This is a genomic window from Variovorax cryoconiti (assembly GCF_051216395.1).
Lineage (GTDB): Bacteria > Pseudomonadota > Gammaproteobacteria > Burkholderiales > Burkholderiaceae_C > Variovorax.
This window is the reverse complement of record NZ_JBPJZI010000043.1, coordinates 1-1239: the sequence shown is the minus strand read 5'-3', so window position 1 is coordinate 1239 and position 1239 is coordinate 1. Positions and strand designations below refer to the sequence as shown.

Sequence of the window (1239 nt, the reverse complement as noted above, 5' to 3'; positions counted from 1 at the left end):
GAACGACCTGATGCTGGCGCATCAACAAGACCTGGGCAAACTGATCTCGCGCGAACAGGGCAAGCCGCTGGCCGAGGGCGTCGGAGAGATCGCCTATGCGGCCAGCTATGTCGAGTGGTTCGCCGAAGAGGCCACGCGCGCCAACGGCGAAGTGATTCCCGCGCCAGTAACGGGCCGCCGCATGCTTGCGCTGAGAGAACCTGTGGGCGTGGTCGCGGCGATCACGCCGTGGAATTTTCCCGCCGCGATGATCGCGCGCAAGATCGCACCGGCCCTCGCTGCCGGCTGCACAGTGGTGTGCAAGCCGGCCGAAGACACGCCGCTGACCTCGCTGGCACTCGTGAAGCTGGCGCAGGAAGCGGGCGTGCCGCCCGGCGTGCTCAACATCGTGACCGCATCGCGCGAGCGCACGCCCGAGGTGGTCGATGCCTGGCTCGACGATGCGCGCGTGCGCAAGATCACCTTCACCGGATCGACGCCCATCGGCAAGCATCTTGCGCGCCGTTCAGCCGACACGCTGAAGAAGCTGTCGCTCGAACTCGGCGGCAACGCGCCATTCATCGTGTTCGAAGATGCAGATATCGAGGCCGCGGTGGAAGGCCTGATGGCCGCCAAGTTCCGCAACGGCGGCCAGACCTGCGTGTGCCCGAACCGGGTCTTCGTGCACGAAGCAGTGCACGAGCGTTTTGCCGAGCTGCTGGTCGCACGCGTGGCGGCATTGCGCGTCGGACCTGCCAGCGATGCGGCCTCGCAGATCGGGCCGATGATCAATGCGCGCGCGGTCGACAAGATCGAGCGCCATGTGCGCGATGCGGTTTCCAGGGGCGCGCGCATCGTCGTCGGCGGCGAGCGGCTGCGCAATGCGCGCTGCGACGGCCCCAACTACTACGCGCCCACCGTGCTGGTGAATGCCGACTCGACGATGGAATGCAGCTGCGAGGAAACCTTCGGCCCCGTGGTGCCGGTCACGCGCTTCGAGACCGAGGCCGAAGTGATAGCCGCCGCCGATTCAATGGACGCACGCTACGGCGCCGACCCGTCGACGGAAATGCAGAAGACGGTCGCGCTGTGCCTGCAGTACAAAAGAACCGCGCTCGACCGCCTCGGCCTGCACGACGACGAGATGCGGGTGCACGACGAGATCGTCGCGCGCTGGGGCAACTCCGAGCTGCCGGACCTGCGCGGGCGCGTGGTCGGCGCGCTGTTTCGCAAGGGCGCCACCCTGCGCCGCACCGGCCG

General features: G+C 67.6%; 1 pseudogene. It reads left to right on the top strand.

Annotated elements, in window-relative coordinates:
- Positions 1–1009 (top strand): annotated as a pseudogene (locus tag ACSFA2_RS25565) (NAD-dependent succinate-semialdehyde dehydrogenase); the annotation flags it as partial.
- Between the last annotated feature and the right edge of the window lie 230 nt (positions 1010–1239).